This window comes from Bacillus sp. 9.4, assembly GCF_055486415.1.
In genome coordinates this window covers 479,468-499,790 of sequence record NZ_JBVFMU010000002.1, presented here as the reverse complement: position 1 = coordinate 499,790, position 20,323 = coordinate 479,468, and the positions used below count along the sequence as shown (strand labels likewise).

The window sequence follows — 20,323 nt, the reverse complement described above, 5'->3', positions numbered from 1 at the left end:
TCTCATATGAGCATGTGCTGACAGAGGCAGGGATATAATGATAGAATATTATTGAATGAATACTCATTCACAATTGGAGGGAGAAACATGGAAAAAAAGGCGGTTATCATTACCGGCGGGTCAAGCGGCATGGGAAAAGCGATGGCAAAAAAACAGGCTGAATTAGGGTGGCACGTTATGGTGACAGGGAGGAACCATGAAGCACTTGAGGAAACAAAAAAAGAAATTGAGACCTTTGAGGGGCAGGTCGCTTGTTTTCAAATGGATGTCCGTTCCGATTCCGCCGCTTCAGACATGATAAAAGAAGCGATAAAAGCCTTTGGCCGGCTTGACGCGCTGATTAACAACGCGGCCGGAAACTTTATTTGTCCGGCAGAAAAGCTGACGCCCAATGGATGGAAAGCCGTTATTGAGATTGTTTTAAACGGCACATTTTTTTGCAGCCAAGCAGCGGCAAGGCATTGGATTGACCAGAAGCAGCAGGGTGTCATTTTAAATATGGCAGCCACGTACGCTTGGGGAGCGGGAGCGGGGGTCGTTCATTCCGCTGCAGCCAAAGCGGGGGTATTGTCATTGACAAGAACGCTGGCCGTTGAATGGGGGAGCAAATACGGAATTCGTACAAACGCGATAGCCCCCGGACCGATTGAACGAACAGGCGGTGCGGAGAAGCTATTTGAATCGGAAAAAGCGATGGCCCGCACGATGAACAGTGTGCCGCTCGGCCGATTGGGCACACCGGAGGAAATCGCCGCTTTGGCAGCGTTTTTGCTTTCTGATGAAGCATCCTATATAAACGGGGATTGTATCACAATGGACGGGGGGCAATGGCTGAATCCTTATCCGTTTTAAAGAATATTAATCTTTGGATTCAATGTGGTATAATCAGACAAAGATAGAGAAGCAGGTGATAACATGTTGGATCCACTTGATATTTTAACGAACATTGATGATGTCCTTCCATATTACCAGGCGATTTTTAGTGCCGAGGAGCAGAAGGTTGTCGGATATGAGGTGCTTGGACGAATTTTGGCAGATTCAGAAATCCAAAGTCTCGGGCCCTTCTTTTTAGATGCGGGGATACCCGAAGAATATAAACTAGAGGTTGATAACAGAATTATCCGCCAGGCTCTAGACCGCTTTTTAGATGCGGATTCTGATCTGCTGATTTTTATGAATCAGGATGCCAATCTGCTGATGCTGGATCATGGTGAAAGCTTTCTGGAGCTTCTGAAAGAATATGAAGCGAAGGGAATCGAACTCCACCGTTTTGTGCTTGAAATTACAGAGCACAATTTTGAAGGGGATATTGAGCAGCTCTACCATATGCTTGCATACTATCGTACATACGGAATTAAAATCGCAGTTGACAACATCGGAAAAGAAAGCAGCAACTTGGACAGAATCGCGCTGCTCTCACCAGATCTGTTAAAAATCGATTTGCAGGCGCTGAAAGTGTCACAGCCGTCACCGTCATATGAGCATGTGCTGTACAGCATATCTTTATTAGCAAGAAAAATCGGTGCGGCGCTGCTGTATGAAGACATTGAGGCGAACTTCCAGCTTCAGTACGCCTGGAGAAACGGAGGCCGTTATTTTCAGGGCTATTACTTGGTGTCTCCATCTGAAACGTTTCTAGAGAGAGATGTATTGAAACAAAGACTTAAAACTGAATTTCACCAATTTATCACACATGAGAAAAAGAAACTGGAGACCGTCTATGAGCACTCTGAACAGTTTTACAAACGAGTGCATCAGGCTGTGACCTCTTTGAGAAAAAACAATCTGTCTTCTGATGATGACTTTATTAAAAAGCTGGCGGAAGAGCTGACAGATTGCAGCTTCAGGATTTACATGTGTGATGAAGAAGGCGATCAGCTGACGGGAAATGTGTTTAAGCAGGATGGAGAATGGATTTATCAGCCGGAATATGCGGAAAAGAACTGGAGCTGGCGTCCTTATTTTCTGGAGAACATTATGCGAATGAGAAATCTCAGAAAAGGTTTTTTCAGTGATCTGTACAGTGATTTGGAAACAGGTGAAATGATCAGAACGTTTTCATATCCGATGGATGATCAAATGTATTTATTTATAGACTTGCCTTATTCTTATTTATATGAGCAGGACGGACTGATTTAACGGCTGAAAGGCCGTTTTTTTTATGAAATGAAAAAAATATCAAAAAACGATTGACATTGATACTGAGAATCATTATCATTTAATTATAGAGAGAAGCTACTCTCTGTTCCCCAACCCCTCTATCAGATCAAGATCCGAAAAAACTTGGCGCTACCCCCGCCAAGTTTTTTATTTGTCAAAGCATAGGACAATCCAATGAAACAATAAACCTAATTAGTGGTAAACGTTTAACACGGGGAGAAACATTCAGTGCCGAACACCCCTGACACTGCTGCACGGGTGAGGAGGAAAATCCGTTCCGAAATGTTTATTTCAGTTCCGTTGTTTACCTCTATCCAGCATGACTCCCATTGATTATGGCCACGCGGGACTTCACCATAAAAATCAAAAGAAGGTTTTGACAAAGTTGCAAAAAGGCATTCTTAATGCTGCCAAAGATTCGAAAAAAATTATAATTGTGTGCATGACATTCAAAAAAAGCCTCAAACTAAAGAAAAATAGTTTTTTTCACTTTTTTTCTTTGCTTAAATTCAGCAGTGAAAATGCCATCCTGTCCGACTTTATGGTATGATGCTCAATAGAACTTGTATTATAATAAATACTTGTTGATTTGAAGTTGCTTTTTGAAAGGAGTCTTTTTTTAGAATGTCACAATTAATGGGTATCATCACACGGCTGCAAAGTCTGCAAGAAACAGCGGAAGCGGCTAACGAGCCAATGCAGCGTTATTTCGAAGTGAATGGTGAGAAAATATGCAGTGTTAAATATTTCGAAAAAAATCAAACGTTTGAACTGACGGTTTTCCAAAAAGGTGAAAAACCTAACACATATCCGTTTGATAATATCGACATGGTTTCCATCGAAATCTTTGAACTTCTTCAGTAAGATTCCTGAAATAGGGGGAACAAGCTTCCGCCTTTGCAAAAGTAATCGAAATAAACGGTAAGGAACATACTTGTTTCATGGTTGTAAATCCTTGAAAAGGAGTGTCGTGATGGCTGATTCTTTTCTGTTTTATAATCTTTCAGAAGCACAGATGACCTTTCAAGATGTGATGGAACGGCTTAAAGCCTTTGTTCAAAAGGACCCCCGTTCTTCTTATGTGTTATCGATCGGAACCGATTCACAGGTTTACCGCGATTACACAAAGTTTATTACCGCATTGCATTTGCATCGTACAGGCAAGGGAGCTTGGGGCTGCTTGAAAAATCATACAGTCGACAGACCCATACATAGCCTTCGGGAGAAGATTTCGTTAGAAACGGCGTACAGCCAAGAAACGGCCGCTCATATTCTTGATGGACACTTAATGGATATTACCGATCTGCTCCTGCCCTTTACCGGTGAGGGGGCGGATCTTAACTTTGAAGTTCACTTGGATATTGGGAAAAAAGGGCTTACAAAAGATCTGATCCAAGAAATGACTGGACGTATTACCTCCATGGGGATTGAGGCCAAAATAAAGCCGGATTCATACACTGCCTTCAGCTATGCAAATCGTTTCACAAAATAATTTGGCTGAAAAAGCCAAGGTAAATGTCGAATTATGCGGTTGACGTTTGTTATCTGATTACTTATTCTAGCGGTAGAGCTGAAAGTAAGTTGTCTTGCTTTCAGAGGTATTCAGTATAAAACAGGGGGCCTGATTGCGAATGAGTCTTATCGGTGAACGATTTACAGAAGAAGAACAAAAACTTCTGCTGAATATCCTGATCAACCATGAGTATGCCATCGAGCTATTAAGCAGTGAGATCAACGATATAGAGACAGGGACCAAAAACGTTGACGGAACCACCTACAAAAAACTTGTAACGCTATACGACCGATTTCGATTTGAAAATTAATGGGACACCCTATAATTGATACTCCACAAAGAGTATCTTTTTTATTGAAAGGAAACTTTTCGACAAATACTGATAAAGTTTATATTATTGCAATATAGGGAATGTATTGATGATGAAAATGAAAAGGGGTCGAAAACATGATAAGCTTACAATCAGATCAACTTCTTGAGGCAACAGTCGGACAATTTATGATTGAGGCGGACAAAGTAGCGCACGTGCAAGTTGGAAATAACCTTGAGCACGCATTATTAGTATTGACAAAAACCGGATACACAGCCATCCCGGTTCTGGATCCTTCCTATCGTTTACATGGCTTAATCGGGACAAATATGATCATGAACAGTATTTTTGGACTTGAGCGAATTGAGTTTGAAAAGCTTGACCAAATCACTGTTGAGGAAGTCATGCTGACCGACATTCCGCGCCTTCATATCAATGATCCGATTATGAAGGGATTCGGCATGGTCATTAATAACGGATTTGTCTGTGTTGAAAATGACGAGCAGGTATTTGAAGGGATTTTTACGAGAAGAGTCGTTTTAAAGGAATTGAATAAGCATATACGCTCGTTGAATAAGTAGGCTGTACGGCCTATTTTTATTATATAGCCAGAGCGAAAAAAGAAAGCGCATACATAATTTAAACGAGAATAGGGCTTGAATAAGAAACTAAGATTTTATTAGAATGGGAGATAAGAAAAACTTATTGATAACAAAAAGGAGGACGACATGCAGCTTCAAGAGCTTCATATGCTCGTAGTTTTAGCTGAGGAATTAAATATGAGAAAGGCGGCAGAACGACTTTTTGTATCTCAGCCGGCTTTATCTCAGCGCTTACAAACCATTGAAAAGGCGTGGGGAACAAAAATCTTTTTAAGATCCCAAAAAGGATTAACGGTAACGCCCGCCGGTGAGAAAATCATTCAGTTTGCGAATGATGTGACATTAGAGCAGGAAAGAATAAGAGAAAATATTGACGAGCTTGAAGGTGAAATTCACGGCACATTGAAGCTTGCCGTCGCCTCCATAATCGGTCAGCATTGGCTCCCTAAAGTCCTGAAGACGTATGTGGAAAAGTATCCGAATGCAAAGATCTCCCTCATAACCGGGTGGAGCAGCGAAATGCTGAAAAGCTTGTATGAGGATCAGGTTCATATCGGCATTATAAGAGGCAACCCTGAGTGGAAGGGGCGCAAAGATTACTTAATGACAGATCATCTGTATTTAGTGGATACTGAAATTTCCTGCATCGAAGATATTGCCCATACAGAACGGCCGTTTATCCAGTTTAAAAGTGACAGTACTTATTTTCAGGAAATTCAGCACTGGTGGCATCAAAAATTTAAAACGTCGCCGAAACAGACGATATTGGTTGATCAGATTGAAACGTGCAAACAGATGGCGCTGCACGGAATCGGGTATGCCATTTTGCCGTCTGTTACCCTTCAAAATGAAGATAAAGTGAATAAAATGCCTCTTTTAGACATGAAAGGGCATCCGATCGGTCGGGATACATGGTTATTAGGCTATGAGCCTGCCTTTGAACTGAAACAAGTTCAAGCTTTTGTACAAGTGATAAAGGATATGCTGGATCAGGAAAATCCATTTTAAAGACAGCGAGGTGCTGTCTTTTTTTTATTTATCTGTTGACAATGAAAATCATTATCATTTAAAGTGATACATATGATATTGAAAATCATTATCAATTAATGGGGTGATAACATGGCTAAAGCCTTGATTACATATGCCAGCATGTCAGGAAATACAGAAGACATTGCCTTCATAATAAAAGATACGCTTCAGGAATATGAGTTGGATATCGATTGTGTCGAGATAGATGATGTGGATGTGTCTTGTTTAACCTCCTATGATTACGTACTGATTGGCACCTATACGTGGGGGGACGGCGATTTGCCCTACGAAGCGGAGGATTTTTTCGAAGAGGTCAAACAGCTTCAGCTTAATGGTTTAAAAACAGCCTGCTTCGGGTCTGGCGATTATTCTTATCCAAAGTTTTGCGAAGCGGTGAATTTGTTCAATGCCATGCTGCAAGAGGCGGGAGCTGCTGTTTACCAGGAAACACTAAAAATTGAATTAGCGCCTGAAACAGATGAAGATGTGGAAAGCTGCCGAGCGTTTGCGAGAGGTTTTCTTGCATGGGCAGATTATATGAACAAGGAAAAAAGCCATGTTTCATAAAGGAGCAACTGCTGTTACGGCATCGGCGTTTTCTGGATATTTTGTGGCGGTACAAAGAGAAGGCATTTTTCATTATTCTTTGGAGCAGGGCTGGAGAAAGCTTTTTCGTTTGAAAAGTAAGATACACTGTATCAGCTACATAGGGCCTTACTTATTTGGCGTCGGTGAAAAGGGAACAGTCATTCGTTCGGCTGATGAAGGGAAAACCTGGACGATGTCGAGCTTTCCGACAAATGCAACAGTGTGGGCGATTACCGGCAGAAACAACGGGTTTGTCTGCGCCCACGGTAAGCATTGTATTTATGTATCGGATGATTTTGGTGTCTCATGGCGCGTAGCCAAACCTTTTGCCGAATTTCATAATCCCCCTGTTATCCGGTCGCTATGCCTTCACGGGGGCAATCTTTTTATCGGCACGCAAATACACGCATATTTTGGCGGCATTTGGGCTTACGACATTAAGCGTGACACTGTCCAAGTTGTCAAAAAAGAAAAAAACCGGATGACGGCATCCATGCTCGTGTTCAATGAAAATTGGCTGGTGGCGGCGATGGGTTCTGTGAAAGGAAAGCACGGTGCTGTCACTGTACGGAATCTTTTGAATGGTGAAGAATTTATCATTCAATCCAGCATGATCAGAAAAGAAGAGTCATTTCTTGATCTTTCAGAGGATGATGGCATTATATATGTCACTACAACACAAGATGAAAACGGTTTTTCGAGAATTTACCAGGCTGATCTCGAAGCCCGGTCGTTAAAATGGTTCGATACCATTAAGGGACATGGATGGAGAGTGGCCAATCAGAAAGAGAATTTCTTTTGCGCAGGCTTGTATGAATGTAAATTTGTCCAGCCGTATGAAGTTTCAGCAATGATTCATTAGAGGAGGAACAAGGAATTGGCGAAGATTTTGCTCGTTTATGCAACAATGTCAGGCAACACTGAAGCTATGGCAGATTTGATTGAAAAGGGGCTTCAGGAGGCGGAAGCAGAAGTAGACCGTTTCGAAGCAATGGATATTGATGATGCCCAGCTGTTTACCGATTATGACCATATCATAATGGGAACCTATACGTGGGGAGACGGAGATCTGCCTGATGAATTTTTAGATCTTGTTGAAGACATGGAGGAGATTGATTTTTCCGGTAAAACATGCGCTGTATTCGGTTCTGGTGATACAGCATATGAATTTTTCTGCGGAGCGGTTGATACGCTCGAAGCAAAAATAAAAGAACGCGGTGGCGACATTGTGCTGCCTTCGGTAAAAATCGAAAATAATCCAGAAGGTGACGAAGAGGAAGAATTAATAAACTTTGGGAGACAATTCGCAAAGAAAAGCGGATGCGCTGTCTGATCACTCACTGGGAACTGCTAAAACGGCTGTTCCTTTTTTTCTTGTCTTTGTATCTTTCCTTTGATACAGTAATGAGGTAGAAAATCAGGAGGAGGACTATACATATGAAAATGATGGACGCAAATGAAATTATTTCATTTATTCAAAATAGTACAAAATCAACACCTGTAAAGGTTTACGTGAAAGGTGAGCTGGAAGGAATCAATTTCGGCGAATCTGCGAAAGCTTTTATCAATGGAAACACTGGTGTCGTTTTCGGTGAGTGGAGCGAAATCCAAACAGCAATCGAAGAAAACCAAAGCAAAATCGAAGACTATGTGGTTGAAAATGACCGCCGCAATTCTGCGATCCCAATGCTTGATCTTAAAAACATCAAAGCGCGTATCGAGCCGGGCGCGATCATCCGCGACCAAGTTGAAATCGGTGATAACGCAGTCATCATGATGGGTGCTTCTATTAATATCGGTTCAGTCATCGGCGAAGGCACAATGATTGATATGAATGTTGTGCTTGGCGGACGAGCTACTGTCGGAAAAAACTGCCATATCGGCGCGGGTTCTGTACTTGCGGGCGTTATTGAGCCGCCATCCGCTAAACCGGTTGTGATTGAAGACGACGTCGTAATCGGCGCAAATGCTGTTGTGCTTGAAGGTGTAACAGTAGGTAAAGGAGCTGTTGTTGCTGCGGGAGCGATCGTGGTAAACGACGTTGAGCCATACACTGTCGTTGCAGGCACACCAGCTAAAAAAATCAAAGACATTGATGAAAAAACAAAAGGCAAAACTGAAATCAAGCAGGAATTACGCCAGCTGTAAGGAAAAGTTTGATAAAAAAGGCGTGGATAATATATCCACGCCTTATTCGTATAGGCAGGAGGAATAGAAATGAAGAAAGAGGAGCTCATCGCAATTCGCAGAGATCTGCATCGTATACCGGAGCTTGGATTTCAGGAGTTCAAAACCCAGCAGTATTTATTAAATGTCTTGGAACAATATCCGCAAGACAGAATTGAAATTGAGAAATGGCGAACAGGGCTTTTTGTAAAAGTGACCGGGACGGCGCCGGAAAAAATGCTGGCGTACAGAGCGGATATCGATGCGCTTTCTATAGAAGAGCAAACTGGTCTTCCATTCGCATCAGAGCATCACGGCAACATGCACGCCTGCGGTCACGATTTGCATATGACGATTGCACTCGGCATTATTGATCATTTTGTTCACCACCCAGTCAAACATGATTTGCTTTTTCTGTTTCAGCCGGCAGAGGAAGGGCCTGGCGGTGCGGAACCAATGCTTGAGAGCGATGTATTAAAAAAGTGGCAGCCTGATTTCATCACTGCGCTTCATATTGCTCCAGAGCTTCCGGTAGGCACCATTGCGACAAAAAGCGGCCTTCTATTTGCGAATACATCAGAGCTAGTCATCGATCTGGAAGGCAAAGGGGGACATGCGGCATATCCGCATTTGGCTGAGGATATGGTTGTAGCAGCAAGTACACTTGTCACCCAGCTGCAAACGATTATCTCTAGAAACACAGATCCGCTAGACAGTGCTGTTATTACAGTTGGTACCATTACCGGAGGCTCGGCACAAAATATCATTGCGGAAACGGCCCACCTGGAAGGCACGATCCGCACGCTTTCTGAAGAATCGATGAAACAGGTAAAGGAGCGGATTGAAGATGTAGTGAAAGGAATCGAAATCGGATTCCGCTGCAAAGGAAAAGTGACATATCCGTCTGTATATCACCAAGTTTACAATACGAGCGGATTAACAGAAGAATTTATGTCTTTTGTTGCTGAACATCAACTGGCGACAGTAATTGAAGCAAAAGAAGCAATGACTGGAGAGGATTTTGGCTACATGCTGAAAAAATATCCCGGCTTCATGTTCTGGCTCGGCGCTGATTCTGAACATGGGCTTCATCATGCTAAGCTGAATCCCGATGAAAATGCGATAGAAACAGCGGTTAATGTCATGACAGGTTATTTTTCTGTTTATGCCAATTAAGTACAAATGAAAGAATAAAATTCCATAAAATGAGCACTCTAGTAAACGGAGGTGTTCAAAAATGGCTAAAAAAATTGGAATTGAACAATCATTATCAGATGTAGAAGCTGCTTTAAAAGAAAAAGGATATGACGTTGTAATGATGAAAAGCCCTGCTGATGCTCAAGGCTGTGACTGCTGTGTCGTAACAGGTCTTGATAATAATGTGCAAGGGATAGCCGATACGGTAACACAAGCACCTGTCATTACAGCTTCCGGGATGACGGCTGAAGAAATTTGCAGCGAAGTTGAAAGCAGAATTCAGTAATATAAAAACCGAAGCAAAAAGCTTCGGTTCTTTTATTTATTCTGTTTCTTTAGGGAAAGCGCGGTCGAACGTGTTCTTTATTTCTTTTCTCAACACTCGTTCGACTCGCCACTGTTCCATATTTTCTGTTTTGGCAATGACCCTGATCACAATTTCAGAAGTCCCCAGTTCTTGAATCCCGATGACATTTGGGCCTTCTTTTATTTGTGGAAGAGCCGCTGCCGTCTCATCACAAACCTGCTGTAAAATATGAATCATTTCATCAATGTTTCTTTCAGCCGGCACTTTAATATCAACAAGAGCCTGCATGGTACCACGAGAATGATTACTCACGTTTGTGATGTTTCTGTTGGGGATGTAATGCAATGTTCCGTCAAAGCTGCGGATTTGAGTTGTTCTTAAGCCAACCTGCTCGACAATTCCGTCAAAGGTGGAAACGGTAATATAGTCTCCGACATCCAATTGTTTCTCAAGCAAAATAAAAAAACCTGTCACGATGTCACTGACAAGCCCTTGGGCGCCAAATCCGACAGCCAGGCCGACGATTCCTGCCCCCGCTAAAAGAGCGCTTGGATCATAATGAAACAAATCTAGAACCATGACGAAGAATATAAAAATCAAAGTATAAGCAAATATGTTAAGAGTCAGGCTTCGGAGCGTATGTGCACGTCCGATAGACAAGCTATTCTGCTCCTCGAATTTTGCAAACAGATGTTTAATGATTTTCATGCCTAATGATCGAACGATAAAATAGAGCAATATCATAATGGCGAGTTTAATGAGCAGAACACCGGCATTTGTAATCAGTCCCGCCCAATCATATTGTTTAATAAAGTCCATGTTGAGCTCCTTTTCTAATTGATTGCTGCACATTGAGGCTAGTTACCCTGTACATGACCATGTTAAACGTTTTATTCAAAAATGTCGAAGCCAAAGACATGCATGATTTGTTAAAAATTGACTCAGGAAATCTACTTTTATATAATGGCATTGCAATATAACTAAAAATGGTTAATAACCCTTTATTTTCAAGCTATTTCGACTTTTAAGCCAAACAATAAATTGGAGGGATACATATGGCAGAACGTATGGTAGGTAAACAAGCTCCTCGTTTTGAAATGGAAGCAGTCCTTGCAAGCAAAGAATTCGGCAAAGTAAGTCTTGAGGAAAACATGAAAAACGACAAATGGACAGTGCTGTTCTTCTATCCAATGGACTTCACTTTTGTTTGTCCGACAGAAATTACAGCAATGTCCGACCGCTATGACGAGTTCGAAGATCTTGATGCAGAAGTCATCGGGGTTTCAACTGATACCATCCATACTCATTTAGCTTGGATCAATACAGACCGCAAAGAAAACGGTCTTGGCCAGCTGAAATACCCGCTTGCTGCTGATACAAACCATGAGGTATCCCGGGAATATGGCGTTTTAATCGAAGAAGAAGGTGTGGCTTTGCGCGGATTGTTTATTATTAATCCTGAAGGGGAGCTCCAATATCAAACTGTTTTCCATAACAATATTGGGCGTGATGTTGATGAAACGCTGCGTGTTCTCCAGGCGCTGCAAACTGGCGGACTCTGTCCGGCTAACTGGAAACCAGGCCAAAAAACACTTTAATTCTTTCCAAGAACGAAAAGCGGTCTAGCATATTCGTTAGGCCTCTCTGTTAAATAGGAGGGAAAAAGCAATGAAATTACGTCAGCCCATGCCGGAATTGACGGGAGAAAAAGCTTGGTTAAATGGTGAAGTGACGAGAGAGCAATTGATTGGGGAAAAGCCGACGCTTATTCATTTCTGGTCCATCAGCTGCCACTTGTGCAAAGAAGCGATGCCGCAAGTGAATGAATTTCGTGATAAATATAAAGATCAACTGAATGTTGTAGCTGTGCATATGCCCCGTTCCGAAGATGATCTTGACCTTGGTAAAATTAAAGAAACAGCCGCTGAACACGATATCACTCAGCCGATTTTTGTTGACAGTGACCATGCTTTAACCGATGCATTTGAAAATGAATACGTACCTGCGTATTATGTGTTTGATAAAACAGGACAGCTCCGTCACTTCCAAGCCGGCGGGAGCGGTATGAAAATGCTTGAAAAACGTGTGAACCGCGTTCTAACTGAAACGGAATAGGTATCTGACTAAATAGTATTTCCTAAAAACCTGATCACATCAGGTTTTTTATTTGTGCAAAAAGCAATGGAAGAAGAGTAAGAAGCTTATTTTTCCAAATTTGGGTATAGGAATTGATGGTTTGTTTGATTGATACGCTAGAAAACACAGCTAATTTTTGATGTTTTTCCTCAATTTTAGATAAATCTCATATCTCATAACTCGAAAATTGTAGATATTACACTAAATTTCTTTAAAGAAGTAAGTAAAATATATATTTTCAACATTATACCAAATAAACTAGAAAGCCCCTTAATCCCTTGAGAATAAAGGACTCTTTTGAAAAATAAAACATTTTCAGAAAATAAGGAATTTTTCATAGAGTAAATATAATAGTAAAATGCTAAAATAATAGTTGATAAAATTACTTTTGTAATCTAATATCTTAATTAAAGATGTTAATTTTGATAGGGGGTACATTGAGGAATGTTTAATGAAAGAGAAGCTTTGCGCTTGCGGTTAGAACAATTAAATGAAGCTGAAGTGAAAGTCATTCGTGAATATCAAATTGAACGTGATAAAATATACGCAAAATTAAGAGAGCTGGACAGAAATGGAAGCCCTTCCGAAATCAAAAAGGATTTCCGTTCTGAAAAAAAACCTGACTCTCTGCCGGTTCTCGCTGAGCTTGCGGCTCAGGAAATCAGAAGCTATCAGCCGCAATCACAGCAGCAGTCTGTCCAGCCTCAGCTTCAATCTATTTCCTCTCTTCCTGCCGGTATACCAGACGGAACAACACGAAGAAGAAGAGGAACGGCAAGACCGGGATCAAAAGCAGCTAAGCTGCGTGAAGCTGCTATTAAAACATTAAAACGCCACAACGCGGCGATTAAGAGCTCCGAGCTTCAAAAAGAGATTGAAAAAGAAAGCGGTCTTGAAATCCCTAATATGACAACGTTTATGCAAAGCTTAATTAAAATGTACCCGGAAGTGAAAAAACCATATCGCGGGCAGTACATTTTAGAGGGTGAAATCGAATCTGCAGAATCAGCTAATGAATAAATATAAAGAAAAACTGCTTGGCATCGCTCAAGCAGTTTTTTTATTGAGGTTTTTTCTGTGAAGGTTTGTTTTCTTTTTCAAGATTAAGCTTATACACCCACTTTTGATAAGGCTTTTCTTCAGCGGCTCTGTTTTTCAGCTCTTCGATTGTATGGCTCTTGGCCTGGTCTGATGATTGGGCGCGGGCAAGCTGTTTTTGGAGCACATGTATCTGTTTGGTGACATCTTCAAGGATGGTCTCTACATGATATGGCTGCGCGTAGGCCGCTGGAGCTTCTTCTTCCGTTTTTTCTTTTTGTTTTGTGCCGCCATCAATATCGGCAAAATGAGAAGCAATCCAGGCATCGCTTTCATCAAGCTGCCGTTTATACGATATAATAGTTTCGTGAAATAATTTTTCTTTCGTTTTTTCTATGTCTAGCAGTCTTTCTTTCGTTTCTATGATTCGATCTTTCATATGATCAACTTCTATTTTAATATGTTTTAGCTGATATTCTTTTTCTACCATTTGCTCTTTTAGACGCCCATTTTCGGCTTTTATCAATTCGGCTTGCTGTTTTGCCTGAAGCAGTGCATTTTGTTCTTGCTCAATTGAGGCTTGAAGTTCGCTGATCCGTTTATGAAGATTTTTATTTTCTTCTTCGATTTTGACTTTAGCAATATGAAGTTTATGTTTTTCTTCGATTTCGGCTCTGCGTTTATAGGTTTCAGCAGATAGAAGCTCCTGCAAAACAACGATTTTATCAAGCAGTTCAGCTCTTATTTGGTGCAGGGTTTGGCTGGTGTGGGAGGCATGTTTTTCTTTTGTTGACATATGTGTTAATTCGGCAGACAGCTGCTGGAGTTTTTCTTTCATATCGGTATTTTCTTTGAGCAATTTGTTATTTTTCTGATGAAAGTAGCTTGCTTCAAGTTCAGAAATCAGCTTATGGCACCTTGAAAGCTCGGATTTTAAATAAAGGTTCTCCTGAGACACGTCGTGGAAAAAAGGACCTGATCTTTTCATTCGAACCATCTCCCTCATGATGTTAACACTACAATATGCAAATACTGAACAGCTATTCCTCTTTAATAAACAGACAAGCAGTAGCGTTGAGCCTTTGCTTTTGCTATGCTTTTAACGAAACTAGAGGTGAGATGATATGAAGCATGTAAACGTACTGCTGGCAGGGGGAGCCTCGCGGCGATTTGGAGAACCGAAGGCGTTTGTCAAATGGAAGGGCAGGATGCTTTACGAATGCGCTAAAGAGGCACTTGGAGAACAAACGGTTATCATCAGCCGTCCCGAATTTATTGATAGATTTCAAGAAAACGGTGAAAATGAAGTGTATCAAGATGCTGAGCCATTTCAAGGCATGGGGCCATTGGCTGGTATATATACCGCTTTTAAAAAGACAGACGGTGATCTTTATACTGTTCTTTCCTGTGACACACCGCTGATACAAAGAAGGACGATGCTGGAGCTCAAACGTCTGATGACTGCCGGTGCTGACGCGGTAGTCCCAATTTCTGACGGACAAGTGCAGCCATTGATTGCGATTTACCACAAACGTATCATGCCAGTTCTATACGATCAGCTTTCTGAGAAGAGGTTGAGAATATCAGATTTATTAGGGAGAATTTCGGTTTGTTACGTACAGGCTGAAAATATCGGAGCAAACCCGGCAGAGTTTATCAACATTAATACACGTGATGATTTTAGCTGTTTGGAAGAAAAATCGAACTCCCTCAAGCGGGACTGACGGGGCAATAACATGATAAGATGACATAAAAGATAAGGAGAACAGGTTTGATGGAGGAACGTTATTCACGGCAAATCAGATTTAAGCAAATTGGGGAAGAGGGCCAGAAAAGACTGGCAGACAGCCATGTGCTGATTGTCGGAGCGGGAGCGCTCGGCACTGCAGGAGCTGAAGGGCTTTCGAGAGCGGGAGTCGGTACTATTACCATTATTGACCGTGACTATGTGGAGTGGAGCAATCTTCAAAGGCAGCAGCTTTATACAGAAAGCGATGCCAAACTCCGCATGCCGAAAGCCATGGCTGCCAAAGAGCATTTATCAGCGATTAACAGCGAGATACATATTGAGGCGTATGTTACCGAAGGAACAGCCGAAACGCTTGAGCCGCTGATTGAAAAAGCAGATGTCGTGATCGACGCGACAGATAATTTTGAAACCCGCATGCTGATAAACGATCTTGCCCAGAAAACAAAGACACCTTGGGTCTATGGCGCCTGTGTAAGCAGCCAGGGAATGTTCATGACTGTCATTCCCGGAGAAACCCCTTGTCTGTCTTGTTTGTTTGAGCAAATTCCTGTTGGCGGGGCGACGTGTGATACTGCCGGCATTATTCCGCCTGCTGTGCATATCGTTTCAGCATATCAGCAGGCTGAGGCATTAAAGCTGTTAACCGGCCAAATAGAAGCAATACAGCGGGGTTTTGTGACATTTGATGTCTGGAACAATTCGCATATGAAGATTAACGTTAATCATGTACGCCGTGAGGAATGCCCATCTTGCGGAGCAAATGCGGTATATCCTTATCTTCAGGATTGGAACACACCAAAAGCTGCTGTACTATGCGGCCGTGATACAGTGCAGGTAAGGTCAGAATCATTAAAAAGAATCCCGAAACAGGAGCTCATTAAGCGGCTGAAAGCAATCGGCAAGGTCGAGGCTAATGCGTTTTTGCTGCATATTTTTTACGAGGATTTCAGAATTGTCATTTTCAATGACGGACGGGCACTGGTGCATGGAACAAATGATGTGAAAGAAGCCAACTCCGTGTTGGCAAGAGTGATTGGACTGTAACAACAGGAGGGGTCAGAATGCTGGAGAAACGAACACCGATACCGGTAGACGAGGCAGTTCGGCGTGTCTGCCATTTTCAAAAACAAGGTGAAACAGAATGGGTGGCGCTGGAAGAAAGCCTTCATCGGTTTTTAGCCGAAGATATAACTGCGGATCACCACGTACCTGCGTTTGACCGTTCGCCATACGATGGTTTTGCTGTCAGAGCGTGCGATACGGCAAAAGCTTCACGTGAAAACCCAGTTCGGTTTGAAGTTATTGACCATATTGGAGCGGGAGCAGTATCTGAAAAAAAACTTGGCCAGTTTCAGGCCGTGCGGATTATGACTGGCGCGCAAATCCCTGAAGGGGCAGATGCAGTCGTCATGATTGAACTGACTCAAACTTTTGAGGAGAATGGGAAGTCATTTATGTCTTTAAAACGCCGCTTTCAGACGGGGGATAATATTTCAAAGACAGGTGAGGACGCTCAAAAAGGGAGTGTTTTACTGACAAAGGGCACCCGGGTGACACCAGGAGTGACGGCTCTTTTGGCAACATTCGGATACGCATCTGTGCCTGTCGTGAGAAAGCCTGTAGTCGGGATTATCGCAACCGGTACCGAATTGCTGAATGTCAGTGATCCGCTGGAACCGGGAAAAATCCGCAACAGCAATGCGAGTATGGTATATGCGCAAGCGATAGAAGCAGGCGCAACACCGCTTTATTTAGGGAAAATCTCTGATGAACTGGATAAAAGCTTTGCTGCAGTTAAAGAAGCGATGAAAAAGGTGGACTTCCTGATCACAACTGGAGGTGTGTCAGTCGGTGACTTTGACTTTTTGCCTGCGATCTATGAAAAACTCGGAGCGGACGTGCTGTTTAATAAAGTTGCCATGCGCCCGGGCAGCGTGACAACGGTGGCGCATGCAAACGATATGCTGCTGTTTGGCCTTTCAGGTAATCCGTCGGCATGCTATGTCGGTTTTGAACTGTTTGTCAAACCGATAATCCAGACATGGCTGCTCAATGAAACACCGCATTCAATTTGTGCGGAAGCTGTTTTGACCAAGGATTTTCCGAAGCCGAACCCATTTACCCGATTTGTTCGTGCGCTCGTGCACCATCAGGAAGGGAAGCTGTTGGCGACACCCGTTGGCTTAGATAAGTCGAGCTCTGTCACATCACTTGCAGATGCCAATGCATTTATTATCCTGCCGGGCGGCACGCGAGGCTACGAATCTGGCAGAACGGTTCAAGTACTGCTCATCAGAGAAGAGAATGGAAGTGAATGGCCTTGGTCCGTCCTTTCCCGATCGTCCAAGTTGTAGGATTTCAAAACAGCGGGAAAACAACGTTTATTGAGCGCATTCTTGAAAAAGCCTCTGAACAGGGAGTCCATTTGGGCTGCCTGAAGCATCATGGTCACGGCGGTGAACCGCAAACGCTCACGGAAGGAAAAGACACGGACCGTTACAAGGCGGCAGGTGCTGATGTAACAGCGGTAGAAGGCGCTGGTGTGTTACAGCTGACTGCCCGCCGCAATTGGGATTTGGCACGGCTGATCGAGTTATACCAATTTCTCGAAACAGATTGTCTTCTGATTGAAGGCTTTAAAAAAGCCCCTTATCCTAAAGTGGTTATCCTAAGTGAAAAGGAAGATCTGGAAGCGCTGCAAGCAGTAAATATAATCGCCATCATCTATAGAAAAAAAGAGCATATGACAGAGCATCAGGGATTACCCGTTTTTCATGCGGATGATCCGGTTGCCGTGGATTTTGTGCTTTCACAGCTGAAGGGGGAATCTGCATAATGGAACGGTTTGAGATTACGAAAACACCCATTAATACTGAAGACATCATCAAAAAAGTGGAGAAACGGGAAGCAGGGGCAATTACGACATTTATCGGTACGGTTCGGGAATGGACAAACGGAAAAAGAACGGTTCGGCTTGAATATGAGGCATATGAACCGATGGCCGTGCAAATGCTTGCTCAAATCGGCGCTGAAATCGAAGAAAAATGGGAAGGTGCCTCAGCTGCGATCACGCACCGTATAGGTGTGCTCGATATCGGTGAAGCAGCGGTGGTGATTGCTGTATCTTCTCCCCATCGAAAAGCCGCATATGAAGCCAATGAGTATGCGATTGAACGAATTAAACAGATTGTGCCGATTTGGAAAAAAGAAATTTGGGAAGACGGTGAGCAATGGATCGGCGACCAGCTAGAAACAACAGCTTATCCGAACGGAAAACCAGACCTAAGCGAGGGAGAGCAGCATGATTAAAATTCTTTTATTTGCAGGACTGGCTGAACAGGCCGGTACACAAGCAATAGAAATAGATGTGGAACAAGCAACCACAGATGAAATAAAAGCGAGTCTAAAAGAACAATACGGTCTTGAATCTATTGATACGGCTATGATTGCCGTTAACGAAAGCTATGTAAAAGAAAATACCTCTGTATCTTCGGGTGACACGGTAGCCATCATACCGCCGGTCAGCGGGGGATGAAAACCGGACGGCATTTCAGCCGTCCGGTTTTTCTGTATTTCATTGGCATATCCCCAAGTATCCCCAGCATACAATGATTTTCTGTAAGCGTTTATTCTACATATGGTACTCCCTATAAAGTAAGAGACTCATTCCATAATTAGACTGAAATTTTGAAAAATAATAGAAATTTATTTCGGGTATCGATATAGTAAAGATGATAAATGTTGGAAAGGTGCTGGATATGGAGACATTTAAAAGATTAAAAATGTATTATTGGCCGTATAGAAAAGTGTTTATGTGGTCGCTTCTAGCCATGCTTTTGATGACTGCAATTACTGTCGTTTATCCGATTATCCTGCAAATTACGATTGATGAGATCGTGCTTGGAAGGCAGTATCAGCTTGCGGCGTGGGTCAGCTTAGGATTTATTGCGGTAATGGTTTTGAAAGGAACGGCTACCTTTTTTCATCAGTATTTAGGTGATATGTTCGGGATCAAATCCGTTTATCGGCTGAGAAATGGTCTGTATGAAAAACTGCAGCGGCTTTCTTTTTCTTACTATGATAACGCGAAAACAGGAGATTTGATGTCCAGGCTGACTGCTGATGTTGAAGGGCTTCGTTTTTTCTTATCATACGGTCTCGCTGAGCTCATTCGCTTCGGCCTGCTGGTAGCCATCAGCCTGTCGGTTATGTTTTACTATTCTGTTCCTCTCACGCTTGTGACAATAGCTGTTCTGCCATTTCTCGCGGTTGCGGTATACCGGTTTGACAAAAGGGTCCATCCCGCCTTCAGAGGCATCCGCAAATCGTTTGCGAAACTCAATACAAAAGTCCAGGAAAATATCAGCGGCATTAATACGGTTAAATCTCTTTCCAGGGAAGATTTTCAGATCAGCACTTTCAATAAAGCCAATGCAGAATACAGGGCGCAGTATTTACAAACATCATCCATCTGGTCTGCGTATTTCCCTTTAATGGAGTTCATTGGTAACATTTGTATTGTAGCTCTCCTCTCATACGGCGGTTACTTGGTTATGCAAAATCAGCTCAATCCCGGCGAGCTTGTTGCTTTCTTCAGCCTTGTCAATTATATGATGTGGCCGATTATGAACTTAGGTTTTGTCATCAATATGTTCTCTCAAGCAAAAGCGTCAGGGGAACGCCTGCTCGACATTCTGGAAAAAGAAGAAGACATTACAGATCATCCTCATGCTTTGCATAAACAAAAATTAACCGGAGATGTCCATTTCAAAAATGTTTCTCTTGCATACGGAAAAGAACAAACAAACGCGCTGTGCAATGTAAGCTTTGAGGCAAACAGCGGGAAGGTAATCGGACTGTTGGGCCCGACAGGTTCAGGCAAAAGCTCAGTGACACAGCTTCTCACCAGATTTTACAGTCCTGTTAGCGGAATGATTACCATTGATCACAAACCCATCACAGATTATTCGTTAAAAACCCTTCGTTCCAATATCGGGGTCGTACTTCAAGAATCCTTCCTGTTTTCATCTACGATTAGATCAAATATTTCGTATGGGCGGCCGGATGCCTCAATGGAAGACGTCATCGAAGCGGCAAAAAGGGCGCAGGCCCATAACTTTATTATGGAGCTTCCTGATGGGTATGACACCATGCTGGGAGAGAGGGGAATGGGGCTTTCCGGCGGACAGAAACAGCGTATTGCCATTGCGAGAGCCATCTGCTTGAACCCGAGCATTTTAATATTGGATGATGCCACAAGTGCAGTAGATATGCAAACGGAGCACAGCATACAGCTTGCCTTAAAAGAAGTCATGAAAAACCGCACAACCTTTATCGTCGCTCACCGCATTTCTTCACTGAAACACGCCGATGAAATTCTCGTTTTTAATAAAGGACGCATTCGTGAAAGGGGAACACATCATGAGCTTCTTGAAAAAGGCGGCTACTATAAAAAGATTTACGATTTGCAATACCGTGATGTCAAAATCATTAATGAACCGCATGAGGTCGGATAGGGAGGGGCCAA

25 protein-coding genes are annotated in these 20,323 nt (G+C 42.7%); 23 read left to right on the top strand and 2 right to left on the bottom strand.

Annotated features, from left to right (window positions below):
* Positions 1-87 precede the first annotated feature (87 nt).
* From fadH to ACZ07B_RS09010, 13 genes are all read left to right on the top strand, one after another.
* Positions 88-852 carry a 2,4-dienoyl-CoA reductase gene (fadH, locus tag ACZ07B_RS09070; protein WP_014476659.1) on the top strand — a complete coding sequence of 255 codons (765 nt, stop codon included), beginning with the start codon at positions 88-90 and terminating at the stop codon, positions 850-852.
* Between the two features lie 63 nt (positions 853-915).
* Positions 916-2,139: an EAL domain-containing protein gene (locus ACZ07B_RS09065; protein WP_124048358.1), complete on the top strand. Its 1,224-nt coding sequence runs from the start codon at positions 916-918 to the stop codon at positions 2,137-2,139.
* 645 nt (positions 2,140-2,784) lie between these two features.
* Positions 2,785-3,024 carry a YkuJ family protein gene (locus tag ACZ07B_RS09060; RefSeq protein WP_003218671.1) on the top strand — a complete coding sequence of 80 codons (240 nt, stop codon included), beginning with the start codon at positions 2,785-2,787 and terminating at the stop codon, positions 3,022-3,024.
* Between the two features lie 109 nt (positions 3,025-3,133).
* Positions 3,134-3,652, top strand: a complete 519-nt coding sequence (locus ACZ07B_RS09055; RefSeq protein WP_128737812.1) for a ribonuclease H-like YkuK family protein — start codon at positions 3,134-3,136, stop codon at positions 3,650-3,652.
* Between the two features lie 133 nt (positions 3,653-3,785).
* Positions 3,786-3,983, top strand: a complete 198-nt coding sequence (gene abbA, locus ACZ07B_RS09050) for an AbrB antirepressor AbbA (RefSeq protein WP_010886502.1) — start codon at positions 3,786-3,788, stop codon at positions 3,981-3,983.
* Between the two features lie 137 nt (positions 3,984-4,120).
* Positions 4,121-4,564, top strand: a complete 444-nt coding sequence (cbpB, locus tag ACZ07B_RS09045) for a cyclic-di-AMP-binding protein CbpB (protein WP_003218674.1) — start codon at positions 4,121-4,123, stop codon at positions 4,562-4,564.
* A 147-nt stretch (positions 4,565-4,711) separates the two neighbouring features.
* Positions 4,712-5,593 carry a transcriptional regulator CcpC gene (gene ccpC / locus ACZ07B_RS09040; RefSeq protein WP_003232387.1) on the top strand — a complete coding sequence of 294 codons (882 nt, stop codon included), beginning with the start codon at positions 4,712-4,714 and terminating at the stop codon, positions 5,591-5,593.
* A 111-nt stretch (positions 5,594-5,704) separates the two neighbouring features.
* The gene (locus ACZ07B_RS09035; RefSeq protein ID WP_014476664.1) at positions 5,705-6,181 is read left to right on the top strand and encodes a flavodoxin; all 477 of its coding nucleotides are present in this window, start codon (positions 5,705-5,707) and stop codon (positions 6,179-6,181) included.
* Positions 6,171-7,064 carry a WD40/YVTN/BNR-like repeat-containing protein gene (locus tag ACZ07B_RS09030; protein ID WP_088325781.1) on the top strand — a complete coding sequence of 298 codons (894 nt, stop codon included), beginning with the start codon at positions 6,171-6,173 and terminating at the stop codon, positions 7,062-7,064. Before ACZ07B_RS09035 ends, ACZ07B_RS09030 begins: the two co-directional genes overlap by 11 nt.
* 15 nt (positions 7,065-7,079) lie before the next feature.
* Positions 7,080-7,535, top strand: coding sequence for a flavodoxin (locus ACZ07B_RS09025; protein ID WP_464877110.1), 456 nt, complete (start codon positions 7,080-7,082; stop codon positions 7,533-7,535).
* A gap of 104 nt (positions 7,536-7,639) precedes the next feature.
* Positions 7,640-8,350: a 2,3,4,5-tetrahydropyridine-2,6-dicarboxylate N-acetyltransferase gene (gene dapD, locus ACZ07B_RS09020; RefSeq protein WP_003218680.1), complete on the top strand. Its 711-nt coding sequence runs from the start codon at positions 7,640-7,642 to the stop codon at positions 8,348-8,350.
* Between the two features lie 69 nt (positions 8,351-8,419).
* Complete coding sequence (locus tag ACZ07B_RS09015) at positions 8,420-9,544, top strand: N-acetyldiaminopimelate deacetylase (RefSeq protein WP_464877109.1); 1,125 nt, start codon at positions 8,420-8,422, stop codon at positions 9,542-9,544.
* A 61-nt stretch (positions 9,545-9,605) separates the two neighbouring features.
* Positions 9,606-9,851: a YkuS family protein gene (locus tag ACZ07B_RS09010; RefSeq protein ID WP_003232382.1), complete on the top strand. Its 246-nt coding sequence runs from the start codon at positions 9,606-9,608 to the stop codon at positions 9,849-9,851.
* Between the two features lie 36 nt (positions 9,852-9,887).
* Here the strand turns inward: ACZ07B_RS09010 and mscT are convergent, their stop codons facing one another.
* Entirely contained in the window at positions 9,888-10,691 is an 804-nt protein-coding gene (gene mscT, locus ACZ07B_RS09005) for a small-conductance mechanosensitive channel protein MscT (protein ID WP_464877108.1), read from the bottom strand.
* 236 nt (positions 10,692-10,927) lie between these two features.
* Here mscT and ahpA point away from each other — a divergent pair, with 236 nt between their 5' ends.
* From ahpA to rok, 3 genes are all read left to right on the top strand, one after another.
* Entirely contained in the window at positions 10,928-11,470 is a 543-nt protein-coding gene (ahpA, locus tag ACZ07B_RS09000) for a biofilm-specific peroxidase AhpA (RefSeq protein ID WP_003245371.1), read from the top strand.
* 70 nt (positions 11,471-11,540) lie between these two features.
* Positions 11,541-11,987 carry a thiol-disulfide oxidoreductase YkuV gene (ykuV, locus tag ACZ07B_RS08995; RefSeq protein ID WP_032725606.1) on the top strand — a complete coding sequence of 149 codons (447 nt, stop codon included), beginning with the start codon at positions 11,541-11,543 and terminating at the stop codon, positions 11,985-11,987.
* Positions 11,988-12,452: 465 nt separating this feature from the next.
* Entirely contained in the window at positions 12,453-13,028 is a 576-nt protein-coding gene (gene rok / locus ACZ07B_RS08990) for a transcriptional regulator Rok (protein ID WP_003232378.1), read from the top strand.
* A gap of 40 nt (positions 13,029-13,068) precedes the next feature.
* On the opposite strand, the gene cse15 is transcribed toward rok, so the two are convergent.
* On the bottom strand, positions 13,069-14,034 hold the full coding sequence (gene cse15 / locus ACZ07B_RS08985) for a spore protein Cse15 (RefSeq protein ID WP_021479381.1): 966 nt from the start codon (positions 14,032-14,034) through the stop codon (positions 13,069-13,071).
* A 136-nt stretch (positions 14,035-14,170) separates the two neighbouring features.
* On the opposite strand from cse15, the gene ACZ07B_RS08980 reads away from it, so the two are divergent.
* The 7 genes from ACZ07B_RS08980 (at position 14,171) to ACZ07B_RS08950 (ending at position 20,312) form a co-directional block, all read left to right on the top strand.
* Entirely contained in the window at positions 14,171-14,770 is a 600-nt protein-coding gene (locus ACZ07B_RS08980; RefSeq protein ID WP_014479670.1) for a molybdenum cofactor guanylyltransferase, read from the top strand.
* A gap of 50 nt (positions 14,771-14,820) precedes the next feature.
* The gene (locus ACZ07B_RS08975; protein ID WP_041335765.1) at positions 14,821-15,840 is read left to right on the top strand and encodes a molybdopterin-synthase adenylyltransferase MoeB; all 1,020 of its coding nucleotides are present in this window, start codon (positions 14,821-14,823) and stop codon (positions 15,838-15,840) included.
* A 17-nt stretch (positions 15,841-15,857) separates the two neighbouring features.
* The gene (locus ACZ07B_RS08970; protein WP_464877107.1) at positions 15,858-17,150 is read left to right on the top strand and encodes a molybdopterin molybdotransferase MoeA; all 1,293 of its coding nucleotides are present in this window, start codon (positions 15,858-15,860) and stop codon (positions 17,148-17,150) included.
* Positions 17,111-17,632, top strand: coding sequence for a molybdopterin-guanine dinucleotide biosynthesis protein B (mobB, locus tag ACZ07B_RS08965; RefSeq protein WP_003232370.1), 522 nt, complete (start codon positions 17,111-17,113; stop codon positions 17,630-17,632). The genes ACZ07B_RS08970 and mobB overlap by 40 nt, the downstream gene beginning before the upstream one ends.
* Entirely contained in the window at positions 17,632-18,105 is a 474-nt protein-coding gene (locus ACZ07B_RS08960) for a molybdenum cofactor biosynthesis protein MoaE (RefSeq protein WP_015715811.1), read from the top strand. The genes mobB and ACZ07B_RS08960 overlap by 1 nt, the downstream gene beginning before the upstream one ends.
* Entirely contained in the window at positions 18,098-18,331 is a 234-nt protein-coding gene (moaD, locus tag ACZ07B_RS08955; protein WP_014476678.1) for a molybdopterin converting factor subunit 1, read from the top strand. The genes ACZ07B_RS08960 and moaD overlap by 8 nt, the downstream gene beginning before the upstream one ends.
* 223 nt (positions 18,332-18,554) lie before the next feature.
* Positions 18,555-20,312: an ABC transporter ATP-binding protein gene (locus tag ACZ07B_RS08950; protein ID WP_212129524.1), complete on the top strand. Its 1,758-nt coding sequence runs from the start codon at positions 18,555-18,557 to the stop codon at positions 20,310-20,312.
* Positions 20,313-20,323: the final 11 nt, after the last annotated feature.